This window comes from Marinobacterium sp. xm-d-564 (genome assembly GCF_013283345.1).
In the GTDB taxonomy this organism is placed as follows: Bacteria; Pseudomonadota; Gammaproteobacteria; order Pseudomonadales; family Balneatricaceae; genus Marinobacterium_E.
Map to the genome: position 1 here is coordinate 1 of NZ_WBYO01000008.1, position 25,422 is coordinate 25,422.

The following is a 25,422-nucleotide window of genomic DNA, read 5'->3' on the forward strand; positions in this document are numbered from 1 at the left end:
CCGTATGCCCCATAGCTGTGAACTTCCGAGCAAAATGATTTGCTCCACCACAAGCTTCCATAACTACTGTGCAAGGCTGTAAGTTCGATACGTATTGAATAAGCTTCGATCGATTTACCGGCTTTGAATGTATCTTCACCCCTGATCGATCAGCCGCATGTATATGAAAACTCGTTTTCGCCAAATCAATTGCTAGGGTATGCACTTCTGCGTTTGATATAGTCTGCGTCATGGTCCGTCTCCTTTGGATAAAAGTGTGGTAACTAATATCCTGGCACATTGTGATGCCGTTTAAGAAGCGGGACGGACCATCCCATTAGACCCCTTTTTTTTTGGAGCGTTGGAGCGGTCTTGAAAAGGCCGCGATTTTATCGCCTCATCTTCGATAAGGCTCCTACGAAGAGCTTCGCCTCATCTAGGATAAGGCTCCAACAAAGCTCCCTCGACAATGTGGGCTTAAACAAACAAAAAGTTGCGAATCAGCTCTTTACCGCCTTCGGTCGCAAAGGACTCTGGGTGGAATTGAATGCCATGGATTGGATACTCTTTGTGCTTCACACCCATAATCTCAAAAGCACCGCCTTGGCGGATTCGATCGATGTTGGTCAGGTCGTTCTGCTGTAGCTCACCGACAGCTGCAGTGACCTCTAAACAGTCTGGAATCGATTCCGACTCTGCAATTAAAGAGTGGTAGCGCATCACTTCAAGTTGATCGGGGATGTTTTTGAATACACCCTCGGCGTTGTGGGTGATCGGACTGATCTTGCCGTGCATCGGCAGTGGGGCTTTCACCACCTTACCACCAAAACAGTGGACGATGCCTTGCATCCCCAAACAAACACCCATTAACGGTGTCTCTTTACCCAGGCTGGTTATCACATCAGCACAGACGCCAAAGTATTTAGGGTCATCCGGTGAGCCAGGACCGGGCGAGATAATGATTCTGTCAGGATTGGCCTGGCATACTGCCTCAACATCGACCTCATCGTTGCGTTTTACAATGATCTCAAAATTATCCAAGTTGCCTGCGAGTTGCTCAGCTTCCAGAATCTCGCCAATAAACTGGTAGAGGTTGTAGGTGAAGGAGTCATAGTTATCGATGATGTAAACCTTCATGGTTGTCGTATCGGTCACGCCTGTTCCTCCACCATAAATTGATCCAGTACTTTTTTAGTGCCGGCAAACTTTCGACGAATCTCTTCGTACTCATCTTCCGGATTGGAGTCGTAGACATTACCACCACAGGTCTGCACATACGCCTGTTCACCGTTGGCAAAGACCGTACGAATCGGAATGGCAAAGGTACAATCACCATTGAAGGAGAAGTGACCAACTGCACCTCCATAAGGGCCTCGGCCATCCGCCTCCAACTCATCAATGATCGTCATCGCCTCAATTTTTGGCGCGCCGGTTAGTGTGCCGGCCGGGAAGTTGCTGGCCAAAGCAGAGAACATATCGTGCTCGTCAGAGATAATGCCGACAATCTCACTTGAGATGTGTTGAACGTGGCTGAATCGTTTGATGTCCATAAGGTTACGCACTTTAACGGTACCAAAGCGTGCCACTCGACCGATGTCGTTTCGATGTAGATCGACGATCATATTGTGCTCGGCAATCTCTTTAGGGTCGTTAAGAAGGGCGCGTGCTAACTGCTGATCTTCAACGGCATTGGCGCCACGTTTGGTTGTGCCGGCCAGTGGGAAGGTCTCCATCTCACCCTGACGTAAGCGGAAGAGCAGTTCGGGGCTTGCACCAATTAGCTTTTGCTCACCAAACTTAACGTAGTACATCTGCGGCGATGGGTTCACTTCACGTAACTGTTCGTAAATGTTGATAGTGTCACCCTCTAGACGGAAGCGCTTTTTAAAGCCCACTTCCGTCTGGAAAATCTTACCCTCAATGATGTCCTGTTTAACCTTCATCACAGCATCAGCATGATCTTGTTGGGTCATGGTATCGCCGAGGTTGTAGATCTTCAGCGGGCCATTGGCAGGGCAGTCGGAAGCGAGAATCTCATCGACCAGCTCAATGCGGCTATCGGTGTAGTAGAAGTAGAAAACTTCACCGGTCATTTTGTCGAGAATCAGACCGTCTTTAAAGACGCCAAAACGGAAGATATCGAACATCTCGCTGTGTTGTAGGTTCAGTGAGGGTTCAAAGTAGTTCATACAGTCGTAACCGATATAACCGGTCAGACCACCCGCATATTTTCGCGAGATGATGTTTTGCGGAACGATCTCACGTAGAAGGTAGTATGGGTTTTCACTGGCGTAAGACTCGTGGTTGCCCTGGCGATCCTCGATATGAAGGTAGCCTTCGTCGGCCCACAAAATTTGCTCAGGATCAAAACCGATGATGGAGTGGCGTGAGATGTAACTCTCTTCACCCAAAGATTCGAGCATCACGCAGTTATCAAAGCGCTTTTCGATCTTCTTAAACAGTTGGAAAAAATCGATGTCGGCCGCCATTTTGACGTATTGAGGCTTACGGGGAAGCTCAATTTTGGCCGGTTTACGGTTAATCATTCGTTACCTTCTTTGGCTTTCAATGCACGCGATCCGCGCGTCACGGTCGCTATACCTACACCTAGCTGTTTCGCAATTTCACGTTGGGGAACACCATCCTCTAAAAGTCGGAAGATCTGTAATCGTTTACTGATCTCTGTGACTTCACTGGGTGTTAACAGTTCCTGCAGCGCAATGGAAAGTGCCTCTTCACTTTGACAAGAGAAGAGGTGAGCAATGAGTTGATCAAAATGGCTAGATGTATTCATGTACTAGTACAATAGCACAATGCTTTTCCTGTGAACAGCGCTTTTTAGGATTGTCTGAAGGGCGCTAGGGGATTAAACTGTCGCCTCTTTTTTGAACTACTGGAGTGACTTCCCGATGGGTCGTGCGTATCAAAACCGAAAAGCCTCTATTGCTAAAACTTCTGACCAGAATGCTAAGGTCTACAGTCGTTACAGCCGTGAAATTTACATGAGTGCCAAATCCGGTGGTTCGGATCCCAATGCTAACCTGTCTCTGCGTAGCTTGCTTGATCGTGCTAAAAAAGATCAGGTACCTGCGCACGTTATCGATAAAGCGATCGATAAAGCGCAAGGTGGTGGCGGTGAAGACTTCGCACCTGCTCGATATGAAGGTTACGGCCCAGGCGGCTCAATGGCGATCATTGAGTGTCTAACTGACAACCCGAACCGTACCTTTGGTGATGTTCGCCAAGCCTTTACTAAGACCAAGTGTAAGATCGGTAACCAAGGTGCCGTTGCGCACATGTTTGAACACGCTGCGGTATTTGTATTCAAACACGATGATGAAGACGCTGTACTTGAAGCGCTGATGGAAGCCGACGTTGATGTAACCGATTTAGAGAACGAAGAGGGGTTGCTAACTGCCTTTGTTGCGCCTACCGACTACTTTAAAGCTAAAACGGCTCTAACTGAGATGGGCATCACGGATCTTGAAGTAGAAGAGATCCAGTGGGTACCTAACAGCTACACAGAGATCAGCGAAGAAGATCAGGTGTTGTTTGATAAGTTCCTAGGCATGCTAGAAGATCTTGATGATGTTCAGCACGTTTACCACAACGTTCAGCTGTAAAGAGTGACGTTGAATGAAGGCTCCCTAGGGAGCCTTTTTTGTTGGAGCGATCTTGAAAAGGTCGCGATGATCCCAATCGCCTCATCTTCGATAAGGCTCCAACAAGTCGCATGAGGTAGGGGCTAGCCCGAAGGGCGAAGCGATCAAAATTGGCACGATATTTGCTTTATAAACACAAGATTTATGAAAGCTGAGTTTCTATATGTTTCGTGCTATCACTCTATTTTTACAGCTAATTTCTCTAATGCTTATTGGGAGTTCAAATGCCAGTGCTAATGATGAAATATGGCTGTTTGAAGATCCTACAGGGACTAAAACCTACGACGAGGTAATCGCAAACCCCCAATGGTTTGAGAAGAGCAGTGATACCTCGCGTGGGTTTAGCGACTCTACCTACTGGATTAAGCTGAGCGTCATCAACTACTCATCCGCTCCAATAACGCAGATGGTTCAGTTCGACTCCCTGCGACTGCCGCTTGTCGAAGAGTATCTGGTGACTGAGTCTGGCATGCGACTGCGTAGCAACGGTTTTTCTGTGCCACTGGCGACGCGCCCTTCCGCTCTTCTAAAAACCAGCTTTCCGATAGAGTTAGACGGCTACGCTTCGGCCGAGCTGCTTTACAGAATTGAGAGTAACTTCAAGATCGATCTAGGCTACCAAGTGAATGACCTTAGTCAGAGTGTCTATCTCGATCATAAAGAGTCAGCCGTTGGATTACTTCTCTTGGGTGGCTTGGTTGTACTGATGCTCTATAACCTCATCCTCGCGGTAGCGCATAGCGGGCTGCTCTACTTTGCCTACAGCGCTTTTCTGTTCTGTTCTGCGGCCCTGACAGTATCGTATTTTCGCCTTTATGAACTCCTGGGTATTAGTGCGAATTCCGTTGAATTAGAGGCCTACGCTGGTTTGGCACTCTACGCCTTTGCTTATCTGTTCTTATCGCTGTTGTTCAAGGATAACCAGACCAAAACAACGAAACGTTTACTGATGCTGGGCTACGCTATCCTAGCTGGGCATCTGATTTTAGAGCCGGCCGCTCTGATCAAGTCTTACGCCGACTGGGCAGGGCCTATTGTCTTCTTTGTATTCACATACCTTGTCATCAATGCGCTGCTGCAGAAAAATCCGCTGGCAAAATATGTTTTGCTGGGTTGGGGTGTCTACGCAAGCTGTTCACTGGTTTACGTTGCTAACTTAAACGGTTGGGTAGGGGCTGAATTTGAACATATCATCTCCTACGCAAACCTGTTCGAAGGTGTCGTCCTCAGCGGTGTTCTGGCCTGCCGTTTGCGTGGCATGGATCGCACCGAGGCGCTGCTAAAAGAGGCTCAGATTGAACTCCAACGCGAGCGCTTGGCGAGCGAGATTGGCTACGGCTACAAGTGGGAGTTTGATCTTGAACGCCAGATGATTCGCCCCGATGAGACCTTTGCTCGTTGGTACGGGCAGGGTTGGCAGGCTGGTGAGTGGTATCCTGCTGAGGATCTATTTGCTGCAGTACCCGAAGATTGGCACGGCTGGTTAGCTGACGATATGCAAAAATGTATTGAGTCTGCGATGGCTGATCCAGAGTATGTGTTTCAAACACGCCATCCGCTCATCCGTAATGATATCGGCGCAACCATCTGGATTCAGGTCTACGGTAAGTTAGTTGAAGTTGATGGGCGTAAGTTGCTGATCGGTACCTCATTGGACGTGACGCAATTGATCGAAAGCAATCAGGCTGTAGAGGCTGAGATTGAAAAATTTGAGAGCTTATGTGAGCAGGCAACACTACTGTTCTGGCGTCTCGATCTGGCTACGAAGGCAGTAACCTATAATCGCACCTTCGCCAAACGTTGGTCGTTGGAGCCGGGTGGAACCATTGAATTCAATGAGTTTGCCAACTTTATGACTCCGACATTTGTAAAGATCATGGAGGAGTCTGTAGATCAGGTTGTTAGTAGCGGTGAGTTAGTGGAGCGAGTGGTTCAAGCTCTAGCGGGTCCGATTAGAGGGCAGTGGTATCGCCTGCAGTTCTGGCCACAATTCAACGAGGAGGGTGAGGTTATCGGTGTCGATTTTGCTAACGCCAATATCAACACCCTAATGCAGACTCAGGCGGAGCTGCAGTCAACGCTCACCAAGCAGAAAGAGCTATTTGCGATAGTGGGCCACGAGCTACGCACCCCAGTCTCCAGCATAAAAATGTTGACCGAAGATGAGCAGATCACTGATCGCGAGCGTACGCAGCAGATCGCGGAGATCTCAGAGAGTCTGCTAAACGTGCTTGAGGATATGCGTGTGGTGATCTCACCGGAGCGCGCGCTTGAGTCCAAATCTGTAGCGGAGAACCCTGCCAAGCTGGTGCGCAGGGCGCTGAATAGTCTCAAGGCTATCGTTGCCGAGCGCGGTCTGTCGCTCTCTACCGAAGCTGTAGAGCGCTCATCAGCAACTTACCTTCTGCATGCGCAGTCATTGCGCCAGATTGTGACAAATCTCGTCAAAAATGCGGCTATTCACTCTGGCGGGTCGCGAATCGATGTTGGGTTTGAGATCTCCTATGTTGTAGGGAGCGCAAAGGCGCGTCTGAGGGTAGAGGATGACGGCAAGGGTATTCCCGCAGAAAAGGTAGAGCAACTGTTTGAGGCCTTCTCTCGTGGTGAAACCACACAGGACGGCTCTGGGCTGGGACTCTACATCGTTAAACAGTTGGCAGAGCGCCTTGGTGGGCAGATTCGTTATAGCCAGAGCCCATTGGGCGGCGCCTGTTTTACACTCAACTTCGCGCTGGGTGAAGAGGTTGAGGCGGTGAAAGAGATCGCACCAGAACCGATACCGATTAGCTTAGAGGGCATGCGCGTGCTCTTTGCGGAAGATGACAACACGCTGCGTATGCTGACCGAACGTATGTTTTTGAAGAAGGGGGCGATTGTCACGGCCTGTGTAAACGGCAGAGAGGCTTTGGATGCCTTTGATCCCGAGCAGTTTGATCTGGTAGTGACCGACCTGATGATGCCCGAGATGGATGGCCACGAACTGACCCGCTCGATCCGTGCGATCGGTGCAACGACACCCATTTTGGCGGTGACGGCGGCGGTTATTGGGAAAGAGACAGAGCAGTTTATGCAAGAGGGTGCCGATGCGGTGCTCTCCAAGCCACTTAAAGCCGAAGCATTGGTTGAAACACTAATGCAGATGGAAATAACCACACAAAGTATGTGCTAGTCCTTATCATGGAGCGGTATTGTAAAGGCCGCGATAGTACTTGCGCTTTTGTTGGAGCGATCTTGAAAAGGTCGCGATGATCCCAATCGCCTCATCTTCGATAAGGCTCCAACAAGTCGCAGTTGGCATATGGCTGTAGGAGCTAGCCCAAAGGGCGAAGCGATGATTGAAAAGGGATTAACTCGCGACATCCCTGTCGCTCGGGCTCTGCCCAGCTTCGCTGTTCAAAAACGCTATCCTGCGTTTTTGTCGAACCCTCTGGTCGGGTTCTTATCCAAACAACCCAAAGCAAAAAGCCCCGCTTGTGCGAGGCTTTTTGTTTTGGATGGCGGTTGAGGAGGGATTCGAACCCTCGATACGTTGCCGTATACACACTTTCCAGGCGTGCTCCTTCGACCACTCGGACACTCAACCTAAACTTTAATTTGGCACAACACTTTCCAGGCGTGCTCGTTATTCGCGTCTCCTGACGCACACCCCGTTGGGGCCGGACTTCGTCCGTTCAAAAACGCTATCCTTGCGTTTTTAGTCGACCACTCGGACAACTGACCTAAACTTTTTATTGGCACATCACTCTTCAGGCGTGCTCTTCAACGCGAGCGCGGATTCTAGCAAAGATGGTTTAAATCACAAGGGTTTATCGCGGCTTGTGCTGTTACTGTGGGTGGTTTCGTTTAGAATACACTCAGATTTAATATTTTCATTAGGAACTGATTGATGTTGATGCCTATCTTGGCTGTGGTTGCGGGTCTTGTGTTATTGGTTTGGAGTGCCGATCGCTTTGTCGATGGGGCGGCTGCTACCGCTAAACATTTGGGTATGCCAACCTTATTGATCGGTATGGTCATTATTGGGTTTGGTACCTCTGCACCTGAGATGGTGGTCTCTGCTTTGGCCGCATCCCAAGGTAACCCTGGCTTAGCAATTGGTAATGGCTTTGGCTCAAACATCACTAATATTGCGTTAATTTTGGGGATCACCGCGCTGTTAAGTCCTATCAGCGTTAAGTCCAAGATTCTGAAGACGGAGCTTCCTCTATTAGCCCTTGCAACCCTGCTTGTGGGAGCGTTGATCTACGATTTAGAGATCACTCGTTTTGATGCTTTTCTGATGCTGTTTGTCTTTGCGCTGATCATGGGCTGGTCGATCTACTCTAGCATGAGAGCCAAAAACGACACACTCTCTGCGGACTTTGAATCTGAGTTTGAAGATGACGACTACCTGCCGTTAAGTCGAGCGCTTTTCTGGTTGGTGTTAGGCCTAGTGATTCTGATCGGTAGCTCACGCCTGTTGGTTTGGGGCGCTGTCGATATTGCGATGGCTTTGGGTGTCAGTGATTTGATCATTGGCTTGACCATTGTCGCGATAGGCACTTCGCTGCCTGAGCTGGCTTCGTCAATCATTGCGGTAAAGAAGAACGAGCATGATTTAGCCTTGGGTAATGTCATTGGATCTAACTTGTTCAATACTCTTGCCGTTGTGGGTATAGCCGGAGCTATTCAGCCTTTGGGTATTGAAGCTGCAGCTCTCTACCGCGATTGGACCATCATGGGCGTGTTAACTCTGTCCCTGTTTGTTCTAGGTTACGGAGTGTTGGGGCGTCGTCGCATTAATCGCGTTGAGGGTGGGTTGTTGGTGGCCGTCTATATAGGTTATGCGGGTTACCTTTTCTATACGCTGTCTGCTTCGTTTTAACGCTTAATTCGCTTCGCCCTTTGGGCTATTACTACACTTATCATCGCGGCCTTTGCTAGACCGCTCCAACAATTTCTATCGCGGTCTTAAAAAGGCCGCGATAGCTTTACATACACACTCCAGCATCTAATAAGTTGGCACGATACTTGCTCTAAATTTACTAACGAAAATTTGTAGAGAGCAGTATGTTTAAGTTTGTGTCTAAGTTAAGTATTGGTGCTAAAACCATCATTGGTGTGGCATTAATCGAGATCTGCGCCTTCTCTTTCTTGATTCTGACAGAGTCAACCATTGTGCATGACACGAATAAAGAGCTTTATGAAGAGTCTGCACGAGGCATCTCAGAGCTCTTTACCTCGTCCATCACCAATGCGGTCATCAGTTTTGATATTGCCGAGGTAGAATCGACCATATCTCAATTCATGCAGCGTGAAACGGTATTGGGCGTTTCGGTTATAGCAGCCAATGATCGAGTCATGGCGAGCCAGACACAGAAGGAGCTTAGTGGGCTTGAATCCATATACGAAGTTCAGATACCTATTATTATCGATCAACAATCCTTTGGCTGGGTCGAATTTACCTATGACATCTCAATCGTTGACGATAACTCCAATTTTGCCAAAGTATTAGGTTTTCAAATCGCGATTGGCGGGCTTCTGTTGGTAGCTTTCTTTTCATACCTGCTTGGTCGATACCTGACTTATCGCATACGCGAGCTCTCTAAAAGTGTCGAATCGATTGCCAAGGGTGACCTAAATACTAAGGTGAAGATTATTGGCGATGATGAGATCTCGCAGTTTGCTAAGCTGCTTGAAGCGATGCGCAAAGAGTTAGTTGAAGCTCATACACTTATGGCTCAAAGCCAGGACAATTTAGCGCAGCAAGTCGAAAGTAAAACCAAAGAACTTCAGCAGGCACTTAGATTATCGGAAGAATCTAAACAGCGTGAAGCCGATGTGTTTGCCATTTTAGGTCATGAGATCCGTACGCCCATATCGATCATCATGATGGAGTTAGAAAATAGAGAATCCATTAATCTCAATCGCATTCGCTCGAATGCTGAACATACTCTATCGCTTATTGATGATATGAGTTTGGTCGCACGAGCGGGTTCTGGTCGTGATATGAACATCGATACAGTCGATTTGGCTGAGCTATTCAGTGGTCTTATTACCAGCTATCGACAGCAAGCCTATGCACACGGAATTCGTTTAGTCGATCAAATAGCGCTTAGTGAGGCTCATGTTAAAACATCAGAGAAGGCGCTGCGTCAAATCGTCTCAAATCTAATGCGAAACGCCATCATTCACAGCCAGTGTAAAACCTTGTCTATCTCTGCCGATCTGCAACGTATTAACCCAAGCTCTGCACGTCTTGAAGTCTCCATTACCGATGATGGTAAGGGCATTATGCCTGAGCTTCAGGCTCGGGTGTTTGAGAGCTTCACTCGGGGTAATAGCCAGGCTGAGGGGACCGGTATTGGACTCAGTGTCTGTAAGGAGTTGGTGACTAACATGGGCGGTGAGTTGGTGTTAGAGAGTGACGCAAAAAAGGGAAGCCGTTTTACCTTTAGACTCACATTGGCGATTGAAGAGGCTAAGAGTTCTTTGCCAACACCTGAGCTACTTCAGGTTGAACACTCAGCGTTAGAGGGATTATCCGTTTTGGTCGTTGAGGATAACCTAACAATCCAACTGTTAACTAAAAAGATGCTGGAATCAAAAGGCGCATCGGTTGTGACTGCTTCTAACGGGGATGAGGGTCTGCAAAAAGCTAAATTACAAACCTTTGATCTTATGCTGTCAGACCTGATGATGCCGGTCATGGATGGGGCAGAGATGATTAAAACCCTAAGGTCTATGGATGTTGATACACCCATTATCGGTGTAACAGCGGCAACCATTGGGGGAGAGCGAGATCAGCTATTAAAAGCGGGTGCAGATCTTGTGTTGGCAAAACCGTTAAAAATCGACAGCATTGAGGCGTTTTTGCACTCTCAATCTGTCAAAATCGTTACTAGTTAAGAGGAGTGAGTGATGAATAAATTATTAAAGCGTTTTGTGTCAGTTGGTGTTTTGGCGACGGCGATTAGTGGTCAAGCTTGGGCAGAGTCGTTCACCTTTGGTGTTGTCCCTCAGCAGTCAGCAACCAAGTTAGCTAAAGTCTGGGGGCCTGTTCTTAAGCATCTAGAAGAGAAAACGGGCGTGCAGTTTCAGTTTGCTACCGCTACCGACATTCCTACCTTTGAGCAGCGTTTAATGGATGGTGTGTATGACTTTGCATACATGAACCCCTACCACTTCACCTTCTTTAATGAACACAAGGGTTACACTGCGCTTGCGCATCGAGCGGATAAGAGAATTCAGGGTCTTCTTGTAACGCGTAACGACAGCTCCATTACTGAGTTAAGCCAGTTAGAGGGTAAGGAGGTCGCTTTCCCTTCGCCAGCAGCCTTTGCGGCTTCGTTGGTTCCACGTGGGGAGTTGGCAAAAATGGGTATTAATATCACTCCCCGTTATGTCAGTTCGCATGACTCGGTTTATTTGGGTGTGTCCCGTGAGTTTTTCTTGGCTGGAGGCGGAATAGGACGCACGTTTAATAACTCCAAAGATGATATTAAGAGCCAATTAAAAGTTCTTTGGAAAACCGAAGAGTACACCCCCCATGCCTTTGCTAACCACCCAAGAGTTGATGCCGATATAGCCAAGAAAGTTTCAGCGGCATTGGCTGATATGAGTAATTCTGAAGAGGGTAAAGCTGCGTTATCAGGCTTGGGTATTCAATCTCTTAGAGCAGCAAATGACAGTGACTGGGATGATGTACGAGCGCTGAAGCTAACGCTGTTGGATAGTTTGTTGGATTGAGCGATCGCGGCCTTTTCAAGACCGCTCCAACATAAAAAGATCTCGAACCGTTGGAGCGGTCTTAAGAAGGCCGCGAACTTGAGAAAAGATTTCGCTCCGTTGGAGCGGTCTTAGAAAGGCCGCGAACTTAAGAAAAGATTTCGAACCGTTGGAGCGGTCTTAAGAAGGCCGCGAACTTAAGAAAAGATTTCGAACCGTTGGAGCGGTCTTGAAAAGGCCGCGAACTTAAGAAAAGATTTCGAACCGTTGGAGCGGTCTTAAAAAGGCCGCGAACTTAAGAAAAGATTTCGAACTGTTGGAGCGGTCTTAAGAAGGCCGCGAACTTAATCCAAGCGAAACCTGAGCTGGAAAAGCGCGCTCGGTTTCGCTCTAACCAGCTCAATATCACCATCCATGCTTTTCATCAGGGTTTGCACTTTAAATAGCCCTAGGCCCGTTCCAGCCCCAATCTCCCGTGTGGTAAAGAAGGGATCAAAGATGTTGTTGATGTCTTGGGTCTCTATACCCATGCCATTATCTTCGATCATCAGTTTGAGATCTGATCCCTCTCTTTCACATTGAATGTTGACCAGAGCCGCTTTTTCAGGCGGAACAGCCTGTAGCGCATTGCTGATGACGCCTGATATAGCATCCATTGCTAAGCGTGCCTTCGCTCGAACAAATAGAGAGTCGGGCAGTTGAATCAGTATCTGACAATTGCCTTCAGAGCGATCAGGTAACAGCTGTACAGCTATATCAGCGCTTTGTTCAACTAGGCTTCGTAGGTTGACCAACTCTAACTCTGACTCCTCTCTGTTTAACTCCAGATTACGAAGTTGCGAGATGATCAGTGTTACCCGCAAAATAGCCGCTTCGGACTCATCTATCAGTGACGGATAATCTGATGAGAGGTAATCAAAATCAGCTCTTTCTAAGATTGGATTGAGCTGTTCAGGATTGATCGACTCTTTTTTTATCTGCTCTATCGCGCTCACACACTGCTCTATGTAATCGCGCAGGGTGTCGATGTTAGAACGGACAATCGAAAGCGGGTTATTCACCTCATGCGCAATGCCTGACGCTAGAATTCCCAGTGAGGCCTGTTTTTCAGCAGCAATAAGTTTGGCTTGTGCGGCCTTGATTTCATGATTGGCTAATTCAAGCAGATGGTTTTTTTCTGATAGTGCTAGAGTACGCTGTTCAACTTTGTTTTCTAACTCTTCATTTAAATTACGCAGCTGCTGCTCTAAGGTCTTTTCCTGTTCGCGTGTCGCTTTGAGGGTGGAGCTCATTCGGTTAAAAGCGGTTGCCACGACATCGATTTCGTCGTTTCCTTTAACCTCGATTTGAGTCTTTAGTTCGCCTTGGCTAATGGTCTCTGCAGCATCACGAAGTAGGGAGAGCTTATTAATCAGATAGCGTCCCAAGACAAAAGAGAAGATTGCCACTAACACCATCTCTAAAGCGGCAATGGCGTAACTCCAACGTTTAGCCTCTTCAATTGTGTTGAGTATAGGATGGATACTAAACCCGACCTCAACTATGCCGTACTGATCGCCATCTATTTCAATGACCGCTTTTGCATCAAAGATACCGTCGTCAACCTCTGACGCTTTAAGGTCTACATCACCCGGAGAGATGGTGTCGGATTGGGTTAAGGTGCGACCCTGTTGATCGAGAACACGCGCGTACAGAATGTCGTCACTTTTCATTACCTCATCGACAAACGCATTCAGAGAGGCTAGATCGTAAGCTAAAACAGCGTCTTTAACGGTAATCGCAAAGAGTTTTGCGGTTGCGTTTGCGCGCTTATCCATCTCGTTGAAGTTCGTATCACGAATAAAACCGAGCATCATAACGATCAGTGTGATCAGCAGGACCGCCTCGATAGCAGCTACCCCTAGGATCGTCTTAGTTTTAATGGAGTTTCGAATCAACGCGCTGTCTCAATAAACATCTGTTTCTCATTCGTTAACTATAGTCTATAGATCCTGAGTTGTTTTACTTCTTTTGTAGTAGAGAGAATATACGCCCATCTATAACAAGCAGTCCGAAACCAATGAACAAACCTCCCGTCACTTGAATCAGTGTAATGGTCTCATTGAGAACACTGATACCTAGCAGAGTGCCGCTAATAGGAACCAGAAGGGTGACCAGCATGGCGTTAGCGGCACCTGCTTTACTGATTAACTCAAAGAAGAGAATGTACGCAAAGGATGTTGAAGCCACTGCCAGCGCCAATATTGAAGCGATTACGCTGAAGGAGGGTAGCGTGTCGGGTATTTCGGTTGAGGTCAGTATCAGTACTGGAATCATGATAAGGCTTGAGGCGCTAAGCTGGCATGTCGCAGACTGGATCGAGTTGCGTCCGGCGAGGTGTCGTTTCGCCCATAATCCTGAAAAACCATAACTTACGGTCGCTAAAAAGCTTAGCAGAACTCCCAAAGGATCGGTGTGTAGAGCCAATTGGGTTAGGCCGCTTAGCAGCGCGACTCCCAATACGCCCAACAGACTGCCAATGACTTTATTGGGTTTGAGTAACTCCTCTTTAAATAGGGCTAACACAATAAAGGTGCAGATCGGTGTCATGGCGTTGATGATGGAGGCCAATGAGACACTGATCAGAGTTTGTGCATAAAAGATGAAGGTAAAGGGGATGACGTTATTGAGCAGCCCCATAACAAAAAATTTCTTCCAGGTATCAACATCTTTAGGAAGCGGAACTTTGAAAAGAGGCAGCAGGCTTAACATCACCAGTGCTGCAATCATCACCCTTAAAAAAACCAGTAGAAGGGGATCTATCTCATGCACGGCAATACCGATAAATAGAAACGAGCCACCCCAAAGCAGCGACAGTGTGAAAAGATTGAGCAGTTGTGAAGTAGGCATCTAATCGGTTGATCTCTATTTATTTGCAAGCTTAGCCATCATAAGGGAACCGATGGTTGTTCACCTAGTATTTCATCCTGTGACTTTGCCTGATTATGCCTTGATTCAAAAGCGGTTCTTTCGCATTATGTGCTCAATAATTATTGATAAGGACAGACTATGTCAGGATTACTGCCAAACGTTGATCCAGATGGATTGCTAGAATTCTCGGTTGTTTACACAGACCGTTCCCTAAACCACATGTCGAATGCCTTTCAGCATGTCATGCGTGATCTTTCGGGTCAGTTAAAATCCGTCTACAACGCCGATGCAGTTGCGATCATTCCTGGTAGCGGTACCTTTGGTATGGAAGCGGTGGCTCGACAGTTTGCTAACGGCAAAAAAGCGATGGTGATTCGCAACGGTTGGTTTAGTTACCGTTGGACTCAAATTTTTGAGATGGCTGGCTTGCCTCGTGAAGAGTTGGTTTTAAAAGCCCGTTTTGATTCAGACGATGCGCAAGCGCAACTCTCGCCGTACCCAATTGAAGAGGCGGTGGATGCCATTCGTAACGAGCGTCCAGATGTGGTCTTTGCACCACACGTCGAAACCTCGGCCGGTATGATTCTGCCTGATGAGTACATTAAAGCGGTTGCGGATGCGGCTCATGAAGTGGGTGCGCTGTTTGTTCTGGACTGTATAGCTTCAGGTGCTATCTGGGTTGATATGAAGGCTCTGGGTGTTGATGTGCTCTGCAGTGCGCCACAGAAAGGGTGGAGTGGTTCACCTTGTGCGGGCCTTGTGATGATGAGTCAACGAGCTCGTGATGCGATCGAGAATACCACTAGTAACTCCTTTGCTTGCGACCTTAAAAAGTGGCTTCAGATCATGGAAGCTTACGAAAACGGTGGCCACGCCTACCATGCCACTATGCCTACCGATGGTTTGCGTCAGCTACGTGATGTAATGGCCGAGGCTGAGAAATTTGGCTTTGCGGAACTGAAAGCGGCTCAAGCACGCTTAGGTAAAGAGGCTCGAGAACTACTGGCATCACGTGGCATTAAGAGCTTAGCGGCTGACGGCTTTGGAGCGCCTGGTGTCATCGTTAACCACACGACCGACAGCGATATTCAAAATGGCTCTCGCTTTGCACAAGCAGGTTTCCAAATCGCAGCGGGCGTGCCACTCATGTGTGATGAGCCGGAAGGCTTCTGTACCTTCCGTATCGGTCTGTTCGGTATCGATAAGTTAATGAACGTTGATCGTACGTTGGATTACTTGAAAGAGGCGCTGGATAAGGCGGGTCTTTGAGTGTTGGAGCGGTCTAGAATAGGCCGCGATGCTCTTCTTACAGGTGTCTGGCTTCAGCCTGACACCTAATCGCCTCATCTTCGATAAGGCTCCAACAGGTCGCTTCGCACTTGGTGCTAGCTCCTACGATTGGGGTCGTCATGTTGGAGCGGTCTTACCAAGGCCGCGATGCTCTTCTTCGCGGTGTCTGGCTTCAGCCTGACACCTAATCGCCTCATCTTCGATAAGGCTCCAACAGGGCGAAGCGATCAGTTTTAATAAAACACCCGCTCAACAAACCAAATCGCTCCAAGTAGCGAAATCCCCAAACTTAACGGTATGCGTACCCAGCGATTCCAAAAAGCTTTGGATGAGAACCAGTATCCAACCAGCAGATGCGCAATCACAAGTGTTGCGAGTTGCCCGAGCTCCACGCCAATATTGAAGGCGATTAAGCTCTCTACGAAACTATCCGACTGTAAGCCGATTTCGCGTAGCACACCTGCAAATCCTAGTCCGTGTAACAATCCAAAGCCAAAGACCAGCCCAATTCGGGATTTAGAGACTCGATCTTTAAATAGGTTTTCAATAGCGACATAGACAATCGACAGGGCGATCAGAGGCTCCACAATGTATGGGGGTATGTTCACAAGCCCTAAAATGGCCAGTGCTAAAGTCAATGTATGCGCGGCTGTGAAGGCGGTGACCTGCCATAGAAGATCCTTGAGACGTTGGCTCAATAGATAGAGGCCGAGCACAAACAGAATGTGATCAAGGCCTAAGGGTAATATGTGTTCAAAGCCCCGCTTTACGTAATCCAAAAGCCCTTGGCGCTTCAACTCAAGACGACTTAAATTGATCGCTTCCGATTGAGTGCCTGCGGCTACCCAAGATGCCCCTTTGATTTCACCCTGTTCACTTAACCGGACGACGGCATCGCTATAGGCCTCTGGCCAGCTGAAGGTGATCTCTGACGAGGCTAAATCGACCGTAAAACGGTAGGTGACTAAAGATTGGCGGGCCAGATCAATATCGGGTTGATCGATAACGGCTAGATCAGTGCTAAGAAGTGATTTAGTCACGGGCCCATCAGTTGAGGCGAGTGTGATCTGATTAAACAGCTTAACAACGAAGGGATCTGCTTTAGTTGAAAGCTCATCGGTGGACAGTGCTCTTAATTGATTATACTGATCAGCGGTGGGGGCGTTATCAGTATCCGCATGTTCAGTCCCGATTTCGCTCATCAGAGCCTCTAAGTTGGTATCAATGCGCATTTCCAAACTATTGTCGGGTAATACTTCCATCTCAATGATGGTTGGAGTAATTTCATGGGCTCGGCTTAACGTGCTGACTAATAATAGTAGAGTGCCAAGAAGGCCAAAATAGAGATGAGCACGTAGAGTCATTAAATTTCCTTAACGGAGCTGGATGTGAAAATAGTTAAACCATTAGCACTGATAGTAGCGATTAGTTCATCGTTCGCAAGTGCTCATGAGCAATGGTTAGAGCCTAGCCAGTATCAGGTACGTCCGGAAGCTACGATAAAAGCGGATATCCGGATTGGGCAAAACTTCAAAGGGTACGCCTATCCCTACCTAGAACATGAGACTGAGCAGTTTATTGAACGAGATCTGTCTGGTGTTCGAAATGTTGATGCCATCACCGGAGATAAGCCGGCTTACACCTCTAAAATGCCCGAAATGGGTTTTCGCTGGGTGGCGCTTGAGTCTAAGGCTTATGATCTAACCTTTGATAGCGAGAAGAAGTTTGTCGATTATATCAACGGCGAAGGCCTTGAGTGGGTGCTCGATTGGTATCAGGCGCAGGGTAAATCCAGAGAGGGTGTAACAGAGACCTACTATCGCCATGCTAAAACACTCTTTTCCGTTGAAAACAGCGAAGAGACTGATTGGCTAACCGAACCTTTGGGTCACCGTTTGGAGCTGATTCCAGTTGCATCCTTCACTCAGTGTTCCACCGCCCCAACATTCCAGCTGTTATGGCAGGGTAAACCGCTTGAGGGAGCCCTAGTAAGACGGTTTATTAAAGGTAAACGCGGGACAGAACAGTACCGTACTAACCGGAATGGTAAAGTAAGATTTACTGCACAAGAGGGTCCATTTTTAATCAATGCCGTTCGTATTGATTACGGATCTGAACCAAGAGCTAAGGGTAAGGATTGGGTCAGTGATTGGGCCTCTTTGACTTACCAGTGTCAAAAATAAAGGATTAATAATGAGCGAGACAGTTAAAGCGATTCGAATTGAGCAGAATGGCGGTCCAGAAGAGATGAAGTTGGTTGATGTCGAACTTCCTGAACTGGGTGAGTTTGATGTGTTGGTTCGTCATGAAGCGGTAGGCCTTAACTACATTGATGTCTACTTCCGTACCGGTCTCTACCCGCAAGAGATGCCAGGCAAGATTGGCATGGAAGGTAGCGGTGTGGTTGAGGCAATCGGCTCAGGTGTGACCTATGTCAGCGTGGGTGATCGAGTGGCTTACGCGGGACAACCTCTTGGGGCCTACAGTCAAAAGCGCGTGATGCCGCAGGATACGTTGATTCAACTACCAGAGAGCATCAGCTTCGAGCAGGGTGCTGCTATGATGCTGCAAGGTCTAACCGTTCAGTACCTACTGAATGACAGCTACAAGGTGCAGGCGGGTGATACCATCTTGCTTCATGCTGCAGCAGGCGGTGTCGGTTTGATTGCTGTGCAGTGGCTTAAGGCATTAGGTGCGCGTGTTATAGGTACGGTCGGCAATCAGGCTAAAGCGGATTTGGCTAAGAGCTTTGGGTGTGATGAGACGATCATCTACACCGAAGAGGACTTTGTTGCTCGTACTCGTGAGCTGACGGACGGTAAAGGGGTTCAAGCGGTCTACGACTCTATTGGTAAAGATACCTTTATGCAGTCACTCGACTGTTTAGCACCGCGTGGCACGATGGTCTCGTTTGGTAACGCAACCGGTGCAGTCCCTGCGTTTGAGATTGGCATGTTGGCGGCAAAAGGGTCCCTTAAAGTGACTCGCCCGACACTGATGACCTATGTTCATGATCGTCCTATGTTGGAGAGTATGGCCAAAGATCTGATCGCGCGCGTTGAATCAGGGCAGGTGAAGATTGAAGTCAATCAGCGTTATCCCTTGGCTGATGCGGCACAAGCTCACATCGATTTGGAGTCGCGTCAAACGACTGGCTCAACGGTGTTGTTGCCTTAAAGCTGAGCTTGAATATTGGGTGGGTGACTGGCTTTTAGCCTGTCATCCGCTCTTTCAGCTATTACAGGTTTGCAATGTTGGAGACGCGAAATAGGTGTCAGGCTAAAGCCAGACACCTCTAGGAAGGTAATCGCGGCCTTTTTAAGACCGCTCCAACAGGAGCAGCCATAGTTCGGTGCGACTTGTTGGAGCCTTATCGAAGATGAGGCGAAATAGGTGTCAGGCTAAAGCCAGGCACCTCTAGGAAGGTAATCGCGGCCTTTTCAAGACCGCTCCAACAGGAGCAGCCACAATGCGACGCGACCTGTTGGAGCCTTATCGAAGATGAGGCGAAATAGGTGTCAGGCTAAAGCCAGACACCTCTAGGAAGGTAATCGCGGCCTTGTTAAGACCGCTCCAACATTATTTGGTGCTAGTCACACACTCTTTATTTCACACCCCAAACGCTCTGCTTCGCTGCGTTGATGGGTCACCATAATCAACATCTTCTGTTGTTCGGTTAATTGTCTATCGATCCAGTCTAAAACCTTCTCCTTAGTCTCGCTGTCTAAGCCTGTTAGAGGCTCATCCAGGACAATAATCGGTTCAGGACGCAGTAGGGTTCTGATGATGCCTATACGCTGGCGTTGCCCACCAGAGAGCTGATTAGGCATCTTATTGAGATGATCGAGCAGATTCAGTTCTTGCATCGCCTCTTGGATGCGTTTGTCCGGGTTTTGACGCTTGTCCAATCCCAATTTCAAGTTCTGCTGGATGGTTAAGTGTTCAAAGAGATTATCCTCCTGAAACAGCATCGCGACTGGACGCTCTTCTGGAGGCTGATCAGTAATGACCTGATCATTGAAACGCATTTCACCTGACTTGATGGGTGCAAAGCCGGCGATAGCCAACAGCAGGGTTGTTTTACCAATGCCGCTTTGGCCAAGGAGAGCGACTCTGGATTGGTCAGGGACATTCAAGTCGTAACAGTACTCCCAATCGGGGTAGCTGACTATGAGGTTGTTGATCTGCAGGCCAAGGTTATTGCTCATGGTGAACAGTGCGCTCCAGTAGAATTAATAGCAGGTAGCAAAGTCCCAACAGAATTACCGATGTAATAGCGGCCTCTGACATGCGATAGGTACCAGCAAAGGTGTAGATCAGCCAGGGGAGGGTCGGTGATTCATAACTGCCAAATATAGCAAAAATGGAGACATCACCTAAGGCCAACAGAAGTCCCAAAGAGAAAGCGGCTAGTAGTGAGCGTCGAATAAACGGGTAGATGATGCGCACTCTATCCATTGGTGTGAGTTTTAAATTGCCTACTAGTTTTGCATATTGCGAATCAAATTGAATGAATCTTGGGCGTAGCTGGCTGAGCAAAAAGGGTAGCAGAACAAAGGCGTTAAGCAGTATTAGCATCAGTGTGGCGTAAGTCTCGAGTAACCCACGGCTGATCAGCCATATGTAACTACCGGTCGATAACACCATGGCTGGAGCGACCAGTGACTGATTGGCTAACCAACTGAATAGCGTCTCTTGTATCGGCTTAACTTGTTGGGCTGCTTTTCTGATGGGTGTCAGCAGTGCTATGGCGGTGAGAAGTGCCAACAGTGATGCGCTTAATGCGATGAGCAGTGAGACGCCCATTGCTTTCAACATAGCAGCGTAGGGGTAGTTAATTAGTGCCTCTTGATTGAGTGTCATGAACAGTGCAATTAGCGGCCCTAATAGATAGACCCATCCCAGCAGGTAGAAAGCTAATTGAATAGGCACTTTTATCCCTTGCTCTAATCGATAAGCAGGCTGCTCTCGAGTGGAACCGAGCCAGTTCACTCTACTGGCAAAGATCAGGGCAAGATAGATAAGACCGGCTATCGCAAACTGTAACCAGGCAAGGGTTAGCGCCTCGTTGAGGTTGAAGTCGTATTTGAGGGCTTGGTAGATGGCCAGTTCTAAGGTGGTGGCTTTAGGTCCACCGCCGAGCGTTAATACGATCGCAAAACTGTTAAAGCAGAGAATAAAGATTAAGCCCGCCAGTGTTGCGACCTGGCTCTTGATTGCAGGCCACTCAATGTGTCGAAGGCGTTGCCAAAAACTGAATTTAAGCTGGTCGGCTAATTGCTCTCGGTTTAAAGGGATAGAGCTGTAGCCTTGATAGATAATACGAACGGCTAGCGGAAAGTTCAGATAGATATGGGCAATTAAGATTCCATTGAGGCCAAAGAGTTTCCACTCTTTTAACAGATCTGTAAAAGGCGATTGCGGTCCTAGCAGGTTGACGATGCCGGTAATCAATATGAGTGATGGCATCACGAACGCCAACAGTGAGAGTCTTAGAAACTGATCTCTACCAGCGGGTCGCAAACGATGCAGGGCTCTTGCGATGGGTATTGCCAGAAGAAGAGAGCCCAAGGCACTTAACAGGGCTTGGTAGAGAGTAAAACTTAAAATGTTTTGTAGGTATGTGTCTTGTAACAGTTCGGGGGTGAATCGGGTCTCTTCGAATCCGATCAACCCCCAAAAGGCGAGCACCGTCAGAGAGAGGGTGCCCAGATAAGCAACCGCACTCATCAGTGGGGTGAAAGTGCGGCCTAGTAACATCAGGAGTGGTTCACGCGATCGCTTTATTGTGAAACAGCGGTACGCCACTCACGAATCCAGCGAGCACGGTTTTCGGCCAATTCGTCACTGCCAAGTTTGATCTGCTGTGGGGTTACCAACTGCTCAAATGCCTCTGGTAGCTCTACATTATCAATAACCGGTAGCATCCAGTTGGTCACTGGTAGGATCTGCTGCGCTTCGTTTGAGATTAGAAACTCAAGGAACTGGTTCGCTAATTCAGTTTGATCGCTGTATGCGCTGATCGCGGCCACTTCAACCTGTGCTACATGTCCGTCTGTAAACTCTGCGGCCTTGTACTGATCCTTACCTTCAGCAACAACGTGGTATGCAGGCGATGTGGTGTAACTCAAAACGTAGTCAGAACCGCCCTCTAGGAACAGACTGTAAGCTTCCCACCAACCTTTGGTGACGGTAACGGTCTGCTTAGCTAGATCAGCCCATGCGGTCGCCGCTTCCTCGCCGTACGCCTTATTAACCCAGGTCATTAACCCCTGGCCTGGCGTTGACGTACGTGGGTCTTGGTAGATAACTGAGGCGTCTGAAGCTAAGAGTTCAGCAAAGCTTGTTGCTGGCGCTTGGATCTTTTGCGCGTCATAAATGAATGCAAAATAGCCGTAGTCAAAGGGTACAAACTGATTATTGTTCCAGTTTAAGTCGCTGGTGATCTTTGAGGTGTCGACGCTGTGAGATTGAACCAGACCCAGTTGCGTAGCTTCTGTCATCAAACCGTTATCAAGGCCAAGCAGTACATCGGCTTGGGTGTTGGATTTCTCGACACGTGCGCGATTCAGAATGCTGACACCATCCTCTGCTGCGACGAAATTAAGAGTACAACCACATTGTGCTTCAAAGGCTGTTTTGAGCTGAGGGCCTGGACCCCACTCAGAGACGAAGCTGTCGTAGGTGTACACGTTAAGTTCGGGCTTATCGGAAGCGACTGCCGCAAAAGAAGCAGTTAACATTGCACCGGCAACAGATAATTTGAGTGTGGTTGCTGAATCCATCAAGAAACTCCTGTAATTTAAAAAACTTAAACATCCATTATTAAGTTAGGCGTTGAATGATACTAAGTGAGCTAGAGGCTGTCATTGCATCTAGGGCGGTTTCGGGAAGTTTGTCGCAATTAATTTCAGACAAAATTCCTTTGAACAGTCAGATAGCACCTCTTGATACGTCTGCTACGCGTCATAGGATGTATCTACTTGAGGAAAAAGGGGAGCGGTTTGTTGTTAGGGCAGAACCTGACAAAGAGACCCTCCCAGGGGTGGACCCGTTTCGTGAGCGAAACATTCTTGATGCCATCGCTCATTTTCAATGGTCCCCTAAGTTAATGATCAACGAGCCTCAGCAGGGTGTGTTGATTATGCATCACGCAGGAGAGTGCTCAGGCGTGCTCTCATCGGCTCAAAAAACGGTTCTATTGAATGCTTTTGCTGAGATGCAGAGCCTTACTGAACTGCCCATGTTAGATTATGCTGCGCTATTTCAGCAGTATCGAGACGAGTTGCGTGATTCAGGACATCAACAGTTAACTGATGAGACTGAGCAGCAACTACTCTCCCTTCCTAACATGCCTAGGGTGTTAGTTCACCATGATCTTCACCCGGGTAATATTTGCTGGCAGAATGGCGACGCCACCATTATTGATTGGGAGTACGCAGGCGTTGGAATCGCATGGTTGGATTACGCGGTGTTAATTCGAGATCTAGGCTTTACCGCAAGTGAGTTGATGCAGTTGCCTCTGTTGAACGCTTTTGACGAGCAGGCGTTAACCCACTGGCTGGCCCAATCAATTCAGGTGGTCGATCAGCTTGAGATGCTCTGGTCACATTATAAATCACAGGTTACAGGTTAAGGGTAATTAGAATGAACATGAATGAATTATTGGAACAGATTAAACAGGCACCTGAGAGCGTAGAGTTCGCTGAGGTGATGGCGGTTATTGATGCATCGTTTGACCATAAACCTTCTGCTTTTGTAAACGGTGATCTAGAAAACTCAGCAGAGCAAAACCAGGGCTCGGCTAAGATTTTGAGCTTTGCTAAGCTGAATAATCTTTCTGAATCAGAGACGCTGGCCTGTTTTGGTACATACTACCGCGATGATGTGTTGGGTAATCCTGAAGGAACCGATCACGGCAATATTCGTAATTTCATGAATTCGGGTTGGGCTGGCGTTCAGTTACCTGAAGGTGTGTTGACGGCTAAGTAGGCTAATTCGCCTCATCTTCGATAAGGCTCCAACAGGTTGCGTCGAAACATGGCTGTTCCTGTTGGAGCGGTCTTGAAAAGGCCGCGATGCTCTCCTTCAAGGTTTCTTGCTAAGCTTGACACCTGTTCGCCTCATCTTCGATAAGGCTCCAACAGGTCGCTTCGCCCTTTGGGCTAGCTCCTACAATAAGGTTGGCATGTTGGAGCGGTCTTGAAAAGGCCGCGATGCTCCAACAAGTTTATTCACTCTCTTTCAGCGCATCGGTCGCTTTTTTCCGCAACACCAAAGAGTAGAGGTCGGTTCGACGGTCCTTTCCGTTGGTCACTGACCCTTTCTCCCTGACGTCGTACAACGAATCCAAGTTTAAATCGGCTATCAGTGCCATCTCAGTATTAGGTGTACTCTCCGCGATGATAGCATCATGCGGGAAGGCGAAATCAGACGGCGAATAGACAGCCGACTGAGCATATTGGATATCGACATTGTGTACCTGCGGTAGGTTGCCGACACTGCCTCCGATGACAACATAGATCTCATTCTCAATAGCGCGCGCCTGTGCACATCGCTGTACTCTAAGAAATCCGTTCTTTGTATCTGTCCAGAAAGGGACAAAAAGAATGTCGATGCCCTCATCACGCAACAGTCGACCCAACTCAGGAAATTCAACGTCGTAACAGATCAGAATACCGATACGACCCGCATCAGTATCAAAGGCCTGCAGTGTGTCACCACCCTCAATGACCCAGTCACGACGCTCGTGCGGTGTGATGTGGAGCTTCGGTTGCACCTCTATGCTGCCATCACGACGGCATAAGTAGGTATTGTTGTAGAGAGTGTCACCTTCCAGTACCGGGATGCTGCCCGAGATGATGTTGATGTTATAAGCGACGGCAAAGCCAGAGATCGCTTCAATGGTTCTCTCGGCATAGCCTGCTAGGAATCTGATCGCCTCATATTGATTCTCTTGATTGCCGAGCCCCATGAGCGGGGCGTTAAAGAACTCTGGGAACATAATGAAGTCGGCCGTGTAGTCGGCCATAGAGTCGACAAAGTACTCAACCTGGGTTAACCAGTGTTCAAAGGATTCTGTGGTGCGCATCTGCCACTGTATGGCGCTGACGCGAACGGATCGTTTTCTGAAGTTTTCGGCTTGCAGAGACTCATCTTCTGGTTCGTAATCGATGTTGATCCACTCCAGCAGAGTCGCGAACCCTTTAGATCGCTCATCCTCTGGCAGGTAGTTTCGAAGAATACGTTTCACTTCAAAGTGGTTAGCAAACTGGAAACTTAGAATGGGGTCATAAGCCTCACGTTTGCGCACCGCTTCGATGTACTCTTTAGGCGTCATCTCTTCAGCGTGCTTGTAGTAGTTTATGATGCGCCCACCCGCTAAAATTGACCGTAAATTCAATTGGATACAGATCTCTTTTCGAGCATCATATAACCTTCGGCCTAGTCGATATTCACGATAGTCTGGGTGTACAAACAGATCCAAACCGTAGAGTGCATCGCCTTTCTTGTCGTGTTGGAAGGTCTCACGTCGACCGATCAAATCGTCGTAGGTGTGGGCTCTAGTGAAGCGGTTATAAGCACATTGAACAGAGAGCGCGCCAGCCACAATGGTGCCGCGATCTTCAATGACAATTTGCCCTTCAGGAAACTGTTTTAGAAGCAGAGCTAGGGACTCTTTTGGCCAGCTGCCCCCAAGATCGTCGTAGACCCGATCCATCAATTCGACCAGTTGATCTAGATCGTCCAGGGTTAGGTTGCGCAGTTTCAGTTGAAGATCTTTTGGGTTTTCGTAGCTCATAAAGGTCTCTCGAACAAATTAAGCACTGTTTAGATAACTTAAGCATAGACCTGTTATGGGTTTTCTCGAAGT

20 protein-coding genes, 1 tRNA gene and 1 pseudogene are annotated in these 25,422 nt (G+C 48.1%); 10 read left to right on the forward strand and 12 right to left on the reverse strand.

Annotated elements, in window-relative coordinates; all coding sequences use genetic code 11:
- The 4 genes and pseudogenes from XMD564_RS11325 to XMD564_RS08780 form a co-directional block, all read right to left on the reverse strand.
- Positions 1 to 232 (reverse strand): annotated as a pseudogene (locus XMD564_RS11325) (hypothetical protein); the annotation flags it as partial.
- A 224-nt stretch (positions 233 to 456) separates the two neighbouring features.
- Positions 457 to 1,116 carry an aminodeoxychorismate/anthranilate synthase component II gene (locus XMD564_RS08770; protein WP_173508224.1) on the reverse strand — a complete coding sequence of 220 codons (660 nt, stop codon included), beginning with the start codon at positions 1,114 to 1,116 and terminating at the stop codon, positions 457 to 459.
- Positions 1,117 to 1,130: 14 nt separating this feature from the next.
- The gene (locus XMD564_RS08775) at positions 1,131 to 2,525 is read right to left on the reverse strand and encodes an anthranilate synthase component I family protein (protein WP_173508169.1); all 1,395 of its coding nucleotides are present in this window, start codon (positions 2,523 to 2,525) and stop codon (positions 1,131 to 1,133) included.
- Positions 2,522 to 2,773 (reverse strand): Trp family transcriptional regulator, encoded by a 252-nt coding sequence (locus tag XMD564_RS08780; protein WP_173508170.1) that lies wholly within the window; start codon positions 2,771 to 2,773, stop codon positions 2,522 to 2,524. Before XMD564_RS08780 ends, XMD564_RS08775 begins: the two co-directional genes overlap by 4 nt.
- A gap of 115 nt (positions 2,774 to 2,888) precedes the next feature.
- Between XMD564_RS08780 and XMD564_RS08785 the strand changes: the two genes are divergently transcribed.
- Together XMD564_RS08785 and XMD564_RS08790 are read left to right on the forward strand one after the other, a co-directional pair.
- On the forward strand, positions 2,889 to 3,602 hold the full coding sequence (locus tag XMD564_RS08785) for a YebC/PmpR family DNA-binding transcriptional regulator (RefSeq protein WP_173483994.1): 714 nt from the start codon (positions 2,889 to 2,891) through the stop codon (positions 3,600 to 3,602).
- A 202-nt stretch (positions 3,603 to 3,804) separates the two neighbouring features.
- Positions 3,805 to 6,810 carry an ATP-binding protein gene (locus XMD564_RS08790; protein WP_173508171.1) on the forward strand — a complete coding sequence of 1,002 codons (3,006 nt, stop codon included), beginning with the start codon at positions 3,805 to 3,807 and terminating at the stop codon, positions 6,808 to 6,810.
- Positions 6,811 to 7,136: 326 nt separating this feature from the next.
- Here the strand turns inward: XMD564_RS08790 and XMD564_RS08795 are convergent.
- Positions 7,137 to 7,224, reverse strand: a tRNA-Ser gene (locus XMD564_RS08795).
- Positions 7,225 to 7,527: 303 nt separating this feature from the next.
- Between XMD564_RS08795 and XMD564_RS08800 the strand changes: the two genes are divergently transcribed.
- From XMD564_RS08800 to XMD564_RS08810, 3 genes are all read left to right on the forward strand, one after another.
- Complete coding sequence (locus tag XMD564_RS08800; protein WP_173480998.1) at positions 7,528 to 8,505, forward strand: calcium/sodium antiporter; 978 nt, start codon at positions 7,528 to 7,530, stop codon at positions 8,503 to 8,505.
- 185 nt (positions 8,506 to 8,690) lie between these two features.
- Positions 8,691 to 10,529: an ATP-binding protein gene (locus XMD564_RS08805; RefSeq protein ID WP_173508172.1), complete on the forward strand. Its 1,839-nt coding sequence runs from the start codon at positions 8,691 to 8,693 to the stop codon at positions 10,527 to 10,529.
- Positions 10,530 to 10,541: 12 nt separating this feature from the next.
- Positions 10,542 to 11,369 (forward strand): phosphate/phosphite/phosphonate ABC transporter substrate-binding protein, encoded by an 828-nt coding sequence (locus XMD564_RS08810; RefSeq protein ID WP_173508173.1) that lies wholly within the window; start codon positions 10,542 to 10,544, stop codon positions 11,367 to 11,369.
- A gap of 323 nt (positions 11,370 to 11,692) precedes the next feature.
- Here the strand turns inward: XMD564_RS08810 and XMD564_RS08815 are convergent, their stop codons facing one another.
- Both XMD564_RS08815 and XMD564_RS08820 read right to left on the reverse strand, forming a co-directional pair.
- Positions 11,693 to 13,285 carry an ATP-binding protein gene (locus XMD564_RS08815; RefSeq protein WP_173508174.1) on the reverse strand — a complete coding sequence of 531 codons (1,593 nt, stop codon included), beginning with the start codon at positions 13,283 to 13,285 and terminating at the stop codon, positions 11,693 to 11,695.
- Between the two features lie 64 nt (positions 13,286 to 13,349).
- Positions 13,350 to 14,237: a DMT family transporter gene (locus XMD564_RS08820; protein WP_173508175.1), complete on the reverse strand. Its 888-nt coding sequence runs from the start codon at positions 14,235 to 14,237 to the stop codon at positions 13,350 to 13,352.
- Between the two features lie 159 nt (positions 14,238 to 14,396).
- Here XMD564_RS08820 and XMD564_RS08825 point away from each other — a divergent pair, with 159 nt between their 5' ends.
- On the forward strand, positions 14,397 to 15,527 hold the full coding sequence (locus XMD564_RS08825) for an aminotransferase class V-fold PLP-dependent enzyme (protein ID WP_173480990.1): 1,131 nt from the start codon (positions 14,397 to 14,399) through the stop codon (positions 15,525 to 15,527).
- 254 nt (positions 15,528 to 15,781) lie between these two features.
- Here the strand turns inward: XMD564_RS08825 and XMD564_RS08830 are convergent, their stop codons facing one another.
- Positions 15,782 to 16,912: a HupE/UreJ family protein gene (locus XMD564_RS08830; RefSeq protein ID WP_173508176.1), complete on the reverse strand. Its 1,131-nt coding sequence runs from the start codon at positions 16,910 to 16,912 to the stop codon at positions 15,782 to 15,784.
- Between the two features lie 24 nt (positions 16,913 to 16,936).
- Between XMD564_RS08830 and XMD564_RS08835 the strand changes: the two genes are divergently transcribed.
- Positions 16,937 to 17,731, forward strand: coding sequence for a DUF4198 domain-containing protein (locus XMD564_RS08835; protein WP_173495600.1), 795 nt, complete (start codon positions 16,937 to 16,939; stop codon positions 17,729 to 17,731).
- Positions 17,732 to 17,741: 10 nt separating this feature from the next.
- On the forward strand, positions 17,742 to 18,725 hold the full coding sequence (locus XMD564_RS08840) for a quinone oxidoreductase (protein WP_173480987.1): 984 nt from the start codon (positions 17,742 to 17,744) through the stop codon (positions 18,723 to 18,725).
- 416 nt (positions 18,726 to 19,141) lie between these two features.
- On the opposite strand, the gene XMD564_RS08845 is transcribed toward XMD564_RS08840, so the two are convergent.
- Genes XMD564_RS08845 through thiB form a run of 3 tightly spaced genes read right to left on the reverse strand, consistent with a single transcriptional unit; the run spans position 19,142 to position 22,333 of the window.
- Positions 19,142 to 19,756 carry an ATP-binding cassette domain-containing protein gene (locus XMD564_RS08845; RefSeq protein WP_173508177.1) on the reverse strand — a complete coding sequence of 205 codons (615 nt, stop codon included), beginning with the start codon at positions 19,754 to 19,756 and terminating at the stop codon, positions 19,142 to 19,144.
- On the reverse strand, positions 19,746 to 21,308 hold the full coding sequence (locus XMD564_RS08850) for an ABC transporter permease subunit (RefSeq protein WP_173508178.1): 1,563 nt from the start codon (positions 21,306 to 21,308) through the stop codon (positions 19,746 to 19,748). Before XMD564_RS08850 ends, XMD564_RS08845 begins: the two co-directional genes overlap by 11 nt.
- Before the next feature lie 23 nt (positions 21,309 to 21,331).
- Entirely contained in the window at positions 21,332 to 22,333 is a 1,002-nt protein-coding gene (gene thiB / locus XMD564_RS08855) for a thiamine ABC transporter substrate binding subunit (RefSeq protein ID WP_173483770.1), read from the reverse strand.
- A gap of 188 nt (positions 22,334 to 22,521) precedes the next feature.
- Here thiB and XMD564_RS08860 point away from each other — a divergent pair, with 188 nt between their 5' ends.
- Together XMD564_RS08860 and XMD564_RS08865 are read left to right on the forward strand one after the other, a co-directional pair.
- Positions 22,522 to 23,184, forward strand: a complete 663-nt coding sequence (locus XMD564_RS08860; protein ID WP_173495598.1) for an aminoglycoside phosphotransferase family protein — start codon at positions 22,522 to 22,524, stop codon at positions 23,182 to 23,184.
- A 17-nt stretch (positions 23,185 to 23,201) separates the two neighbouring features.
- The gene (locus XMD564_RS08865) at positions 23,202 to 23,540 is read left to right on the forward strand and encodes a HopJ type III effector protein (RefSeq protein WP_371731435.1); all 339 of its coding nucleotides are present in this window, start codon (positions 23,202 to 23,204) and stop codon (positions 23,538 to 23,540) included.
- A 238-nt stretch (positions 23,541 to 23,778) separates the two neighbouring features.
- On the opposite strand, the gene XMD564_RS08870 is transcribed toward XMD564_RS08865, so the two are convergent.
- Positions 23,779 to 25,350 (reverse strand): bifunctional GNAT family N-acetyltransferase/carbon-nitrogen hydrolase family protein, encoded by a 1,572-nt coding sequence (locus XMD564_RS08870; RefSeq protein ID WP_173483982.1) that lies wholly within the window; start codon positions 25,348 to 25,350, stop codon positions 23,779 to 23,781.
- Positions 25,351 to 25,422 lie beyond the last annotated feature (72 nt).